Source organism: Caballeronia sp. (genome assembly GCF_049581465.1).
Lineage (GTDB): Bacteria > Pseudomonadota > Gammaproteobacteria > Burkholderiales > Burkholderiaceae > Caballeronia.
Genome location: NZ_JBAUSA010001051.1, coordinates 1 through 5,946, shown reverse-complemented (window position 1 = coordinate 5,946; position 5,946 = coordinate 1). Strand labels below are relative to the sequence as shown.

Genomic DNA, 5,946 nt, shown 5'->3' with positions numbered 1-5,946 from the left:
GCTCAACGTTAAGCGAACAAACTTCAACGTTAGATGAATCTCGACACTTCCATCGATATCCCTTCTTGAAATTACCGATCGCAGTGCCATATACTTGGCACTCGCTGCACGAGAGTGCTAACAAGTTTTCCGCCCGGCGTCGCCGGACGGGTGTCCCGCGTTTTTTACAGTCTCAGTTAAGAGAGGAGTGTGTATGAACCTTCGTCCTTTGCACGATCGCGTCATCGTTAAACGTCTGGATCAGGAAACGAAGACTGCCTCGGGTCTCATCATCCCCGACGCCGCAGCTGAAAAGCCGGATCAAGGCGAAATCCTGGCCGTCGGCCCGGGCAAGCGCGATGACAAGGGTACGCAAAACGCCCTGGACGTCAAAGTGGGCGACCGCGTGCTGTTCGGTAAATACGCTGGTCAGACCGTCAAGGTCGACGGCAATGAACTGCTCGTGATGCGCGAAGAAGACATCATGGCCGTCCTGGTCAAGTAAATCCCTTCACGTCCGTTCGGCTTCGCGGCCACGCGATCGATGCGTCAAAACGAATCTCGCGCGGCCGGCTGAAAGCCTGAATAACTGAAACGAATCAAGGAGTTTGAATATGGCAGCTAAAGAAGTCGTATTTGGCGATATCGCCCGTGCAAAGATGGTTGAAGGCGTGAACATCCTGGCCAACGCGGTCAAGGTCACGCTGGGCCCGAAGGGTCGTAACGTAGTTCTGGAACGCAGCTTCGGCGGCCCGACGGTCACGAAGGATGGTGTTTCGGTTGCTAAAGAAATCGAACTGAAAGACCGCCTGCAGAACATGGGCGCGCAAATGGTGAAGGAAGTCGCTTCCCGCACCAGCGACAACGCAGGCGACGGCACGACCACGGCTACGGTCCTGGCCCAGTCGATCGTTCGCGAAGGCATGAAGTACGTTGCATCGGGCATGAACCCGATGGACCTGAAGCGCGGTATCGACAAAGCAGTGTCGGCTGCTATCGAAGAACTGCGCAAGATCAGCAAGCCTTGCACGACGAACAAGGAAATCGCTCAAGTTGGCGCGATTTCGGCTAACAGCGATACGTCGATTGGTGACCGTATTGCCGAAGCAATGGACAAGGTCGGCAAGGAAGGCGTGATCACGGTTGAAGACGGCAAGTCGCTGGAAGACGAGCTGGACGTGGTTGAAGGCATGCAATTCGACCGCGGCTACCTGTCGCCGTACTTCATCAACACGCCGGAAAAGCAAACCGCCATCCTCGAAAACCCGTTCGTGCTGCTGCACGACAAGAAGGTTTCGAACATCCGTGACCTGCTCCCGATCCTGGAACAAGTCGCGAAGGCTGGCCGTCCGCTGCTGATCATTGCTGAAGATGTCGAAGGCGAAGCACTGGCAACGCTGGTTGTGAACAACATCCGCGGCATCCTGAAGACCGTTGCTGTGAAGGCTCCGGGCTTTGGCGATCGTCGTAAGGCCATGCTGGAAGACATCGCGATCCTGACCGGTGGTCAAGTCATCGCTGAAGAAACCGGGCTGACGCTTGAAAAGGCAACGTTGGCTGAACTGGGTTCGGCCAAGCGCATTGAAGTGGCGAAGGAAAACACCACGATCATCGACGGCGCTGGCGAAGCTGCGAACATCGAAGCGCGTGTGAAGCAAGTTCGCACGCAAATCGACGAAGCAACGTCGGACTACGACCGTGAAAAGCTGCAAGAACGTGTCGCCAAGCTGGCTGGCGGCGTGGCAGTGATCAAGGTTGGCGCTGCGACCGAAGTCGAAATGAAGGAAAAGAAGGCACGTGTTGAAGACGCACTGCACGCAACGCGCGCAGCTGTGGAAGAAGGCATCGTGGCTGGCGGCGGCGTTGCGCTGATCCGCGCTCGTCTGGCACTGAAGGACCTGAAGGGCGACAACGCCGATCAGGACGCCGGCATCAAGATCGTGCTGCGCGCGATGGAAGAGCCGCTTCGCCAGATCGTCACGAACGGCGGCGAAGAAGCCAGCGTCGTGGTGGCAGCAGTTGCAGCCGGTACGGGCAACTTCGGCTACAACGCGCAAACGGGTGAGTACGTCGACCTGGTCGAAGCCGGTGTTGTGGACCCGACCAAGGTGACGCGTACGGCACTGCAAAACGCGGCATCGGTAGCAGGTCTGCTGCTGACGACCGACTGCGCTGTGTCGGAATTGCCGAAGGAAGAAGGCTCAATGGGCGGCGGTATGCCCGGCGGCATGGGCGGCATGGGCATGGACATGTAATTTCGGCTGGGTGTCAAAACCCGTCGAAAAGCATGGCGCCGCGTGTTTCTTCGGAAACACGCGGCGCACAAAGAAAAAACCCGCATCGGCAACGATGCGGGTTTTTTTCTGCTTTTTTTTTTGCCCTTTTATACGCGCTCAAACGTCGGCGTTCTCGTTCGCCTTGTCGGCGACTTTCTTCGGCCGGGTATTCAGCGCACGCCGGCTTATCACGCGCAACGCGTTAAGTTGGGCCGAGCCGGCGACGGTGTTATCGAAGATGCACCACACGTCGTCGGCTTTCCTCGCGCGATCGTGCAACGTGAGCGCGAGCGAATCGAGGTAGGGAAATTCATACGACGAGCTATAGATATCCGGCGAGCCAGGCAGCCGGAAGTACGCCAGCGACGTGTCCGCATGATGCTGGATCGCACAACCGGCAGGTTGCGGATCGGCGTCGACATAGGCGATCGATTTCGCTTTCAGCAGCTTGGCCGCGGCAGACGTGAACCAGCTCTCATGCCGTGCTTCGAGCGCGATGGGGATCTTTGTGCGCTTGCGCATCGATGCAAAAAAGGATTCGGCCAGAGCGGGATCGAAGACGAGGCTTGGCGGCAATTGCACGAGCCAGCAGCCAAGGGAATCGCCGAGGTGAGTCGCGGCCGAGAAGAACGCGTCGAGCAGCGGCTCGCAGCCGGCGAGTCGCGCTTCATGGGTGATGGCTTTGGGCAGCTTGACCGAAAAGCGAAACGTCGACGGCACGCTGTCGCGCCAGCGCGCGTAGGTTTCCGGCCGATGCGGCCGGAAGAAGCTCGAGTTGATTTCGACGCAGGTGAGGACCTGCGCGTAGCGTTCCAGGTGCGTGCCGTCGCCCGCAAAATGTTCCGCGATGGCGTCGGTCAGGCCCCAGCCAGCACATCCGACACGTACGGTGCCGGCAATGTGCTTGTGAACGTGGATCGAGGGCTTATGCATCAGTGAGTCTCGCTCCACGAGAAGTGTCAATGGCGGGCTTCGCCCGGTACGATAAGCGGTGCATCGACCACAACTGGCGGCGTTTCTTCGTCGTCATTTGAACGGGCCCAGAAAAATCGGTCGGGGATGTAGGCACCCATGCCAGGCCGGAACGCGGCGCGGGTCGCCTGAAACACGTATTCCTGCGCTTCCCTCGCGGCTTCCGCCGGTTCCTGCCCGTTCGCGAGCAAAGCGGCGATCGCGGTGCCGAGCGTATCGGTAATCCCCATCATGCGATGCTCGGTGCGCTCCCACGTGTCCTGCCTGATCTGGCCTTCTTCGCCATAAAGCGTGTTCACATGCCGATGCGTGCCCGTTTCGGTCGCAAGGATGTACTCGCATCCTTGCGACAACAAATGCGAGATGGCAGCGTCAAGCGTGGGCGCCTCGGCGTCGCCGTCGGGCTGCGCGAGCTGCAACAGCGTGGCGTGATCGGCGACGAGCATGGTGGTTTGCGGCACGAGCAAATCCGCCATGGACTCGCGCAATTCGTCGGCAGCCAGCACGTGTTCGTCATCGAGCGTGAAATCGGGCGCGAGGATCAACGGCACGTCGTCGTAGTCGGCGACCACTTCGGCAATTGCGGCCACTACTTCGGCACGGGTCGCCGCCCCGATCTTGAAGGCCGCGACTGGCATATCTTCCAGCAACATGCGGGCCTGAGTGCCGACGGTGTCAGGGTCGAGACCGGTCACTTCGTCGCAACTGGCGGAGTCCCGTACCGTATAGCCGGTGAGGACGGTCACGCCATGGCATCCCATGCTCGCCAGGGTCAGCAAGTCGGCTTGCAGGCCGGAGCCGCCAGTGGGGTCGGAGAGACCAAAGGTGAGAACGATCGGAGGGGTGTCGCTGGGCATCGCAATGGCAGACATGTCAGGAGGCTGAGGCCAGGAAAACGGCAGGCGCCGGATAGGTTTAAAGCTTCCGCCGCGTTTATGCGGCTGAAGAATGAAACGGCGCAAACGGCTCGATTATGCGGCCTAAAGTCACGTCGAGGCAGCCGACCGATGGTTTTTCCGGACAAAATCGACCAATCCCGGCGAAATTGAAACGCGTCGCGGCGGTGGATCGATACGTGCTGACGATGCGCTCGCGCCCGATCGTGCGTTTTCGTCGGCTGAAATGGGGCTTGTCGGGCGCAAACCCTGACCGGTCGGCCAACAGAGGCACATTGCTAGGCATGGCGGCGCCAAACCGGTACCATCATGCACTCATCTAACGGACTACTTGACGCGGCATAAGTATGGAATACAGAAGCTGGATGTGCCTGATCTGCGGCTGGATCTACGACGAAGAAGCGGGTTTGCCCGAAGAACAGATTGCGCCGGGCACACGCTGGGAGGACGTCCCCATCAACTGGACCTGTCCCGAATGTGGCGCCCGCAAGGAAGACTTCGAGATGGTTCAGATCTGAGCGTGGACTAGGGGTTGCGTCGGAAGGAAATGCGCCGCATGGATGGAAAGCGTTCATGCGGCGCGTGCTGTTTACCTCGTGCAATTTAGCCTCGTGCAGTTTACGTCGTGCAATGCTGTAGTGGGATGCTGGAAACCGTAGGGGAAATGCGCGTAGCGAACGGAGTGTCCGGCGGGGTTGAAGGATCCGGCGAAAACGATTCGTAAAACGCGCGTCCGGGCTAGCGCCGGCTTTGTGAATAGGCGGCAATGGCCTGGTCCGATCAAGATCCACCGAGTGCGTGGCACTTCGCTGTGCATCGGCTCGTGAGCGCTCCATGACACCTCAATCCGGATTCACGAACACGTTCGAAGCACTACCCAACCCGCGCGGCGGCTCGGTGCGTATCGCGGAGATGGCGCTGACCGACGCGCAGCATGCCTTCCTGCGCGACGGCGACACCACCGGCGTGCTGCGTCGGGCGATCGGCGCGCTGCAATCGGCCGGGTGGCTGCCGGCACAACGCTTTGGGGAAACGCTCGCGCTGGTGTCTCCGCTGGCCGGACTGAACGAGAAAAGCCGCAATCAATTTGCTGAGGCGTTGCGGGATTTCAGCGCGGCCGTCGAGCGTCGCAATCTGCGCGAACTCGCGTGTTCCACTTTGCTGTTCGATCACTATCGCGCGTTGCATGCGTTGCTCGCCGCGCACACGCGCGCGGCGCCCGTTTCCTTCGACGACCTCGCGCTCGTCGGACGCGCTATTGCGCCGGCCACGTTGCGCGCTATATCGCCGGAACGCATGGCGCGCGTTCGGGCGCACTATGAACGCGCATTGCTGATGCTGTTGCGCTCAAAGCCGGGCGACAAGGGCGCACCCGGCGAGACCGAGATCATGTCCATGCTCGACGCCTGTCTCGCCGATCTTGCCGGCCCTGATGCCTACGATTTCTGGCGCTTGGCCGCCGCGGTGATCCGGGCGCTGCGTCTTCACCCGGACAATGCTGCCGACGCCCATCGGCTTTACGCGCGTTTCAATCTCGTTCTTGCCGATCAGGCGCACGGGTCGACCCACGCGCCCAAGTCGCTGGTCCGGGCGACGCTCGCGTTGCTGTGGCGTGACTACGCGTTGTATGGGGCATCGGCGGAAGATTCCGCTCAAGTGGATGTATTGCGTGATTACGGCCTGACGGTCGACTGGCACGTATCGGGTACGCAGTCTTCCGAGGACATTTGGGAGCGCAACGTGCTGGCGGCAAGGGAAGCGCCCACGCGCGACCTGGGGGTGTTGCGCGTAAATGCCACCGCTTACGAGGATTTCCTGAGCGA

The 5,946-nt window shown here is 60.3% G+C and carries 6 protein-coding genes; 4 read left to right on the top strand and 2 right to left on the bottom strand.

Features of this window, described 5'->3' with window-relative positions:
* The first annotated feature begins 193 nt into the window (after nt 1-193).
* Together WCA53_RS25755 and groL are read left to right on the top strand one after the other, a co-directional pair.
* Nucleotides 194-484: a co-chaperone GroES gene (locus WCA53_RS25755; RefSeq protein ID WP_031362728.1), complete on the top strand. Its 291-nt coding sequence runs from the start codon at nt 194-196 to the stop codon at nt 482-484.
* A 109-nt stretch (nt 485-593) separates the two neighbouring features.
* The gene (gene groL, locus WCA53_RS25750) at nt 594-2,234 is read left to right on the top strand and encodes a chaperonin GroEL (RefSeq protein WP_423917071.1); all 1,641 of its coding nucleotides are present in this window, start codon (nt 594-596) and stop codon (nt 2,232-2,234) included.
* Between the two features lie 138 nt (nt 2,235-2,372).
* On the opposite strand, the gene WCA53_RS25745 is transcribed toward groL, so the two are convergent.
* Both WCA53_RS25745 and WCA53_RS25740 read right to left on the bottom strand, forming a co-directional pair.
* Nucleotides 2,373-3,188 (bottom strand): DUF72 domain-containing protein, encoded by an 816-nt coding sequence (locus WCA53_RS25745; RefSeq protein ID WP_423917069.1) that lies wholly within the window; start codon nt 3,186-3,188, stop codon nt 2,373-2,375.
* 26 nt (nt 3,189-3,214) lie between these two features.
* The gene (locus tag WCA53_RS25740; RefSeq protein WP_423917075.1) at nt 3,215-4,084 is read right to left on the bottom strand and encodes a hydroxymethylpyrimidine/phosphomethylpyrimidine kinase; all 870 of its coding nucleotides are present in this window, start codon (nt 4,082-4,084) and stop codon (nt 3,215-3,217) included.
* 386 nt (nt 4,085-4,470) lie between these two features.
* Between WCA53_RS25740 and WCA53_RS25735 the strand changes: the two genes are divergently transcribed.
* Together WCA53_RS25735 and WCA53_RS25730 are read left to right on the top strand one after the other, a co-directional pair.
* Entirely contained in the window at nt 4,471-4,641 is a 171-nt protein-coding gene (locus WCA53_RS25735; RefSeq protein ID WP_423917067.1) for a rubredoxin, read from the top strand.
* 316 nt (nt 4,642-4,957) lie between these two features.
* Nucleotides 4,958-5,946, top strand: a 989-nt coding sequence (locus tag WCA53_RS25730; protein WP_423917065.1) for a hypothetical protein, incomplete at its 3' end; no start/stop codon positions are given.

Excerpts from the sequence above, each read along its gene's own strand:
- WCA53_RS25755 (WP_031362728.1), top strand. The coding sequence starts at position 194 with ATGAACCTTCGTCCTTTGCACGATCGCGTCATCGTTAAACGTCTGGAT.
- groL (WP_423917071.1), top strand. The coding sequence starts at position 594 with ATGGCAGCTAAAGAAGTCGTATTTGGCGATATCGCCCGTGCAAAGATG.
- WCA53_RS25745 (WP_423917069.1), bottom strand. The coding sequence starts at position 3,188 with ATGCATAAGCCCTCGATCCACGTTCACAAGCACATTGCCGGCACCGTA.
- WCA53_RS25740 (WP_423917075.1), bottom strand. The coding sequence starts at position 4,084 with ATGCCCAGCGACACCCCTCCGATCGTTCTCACCTTTGGTCTCTCCGAC.
- WCA53_RS25735 (WP_423917067.1), top strand. The coding sequence starts at position 4,471 with ATGGAATACAGAAGCTGGATGTGCCTGATCTGCGGCTGGATCTACGAC.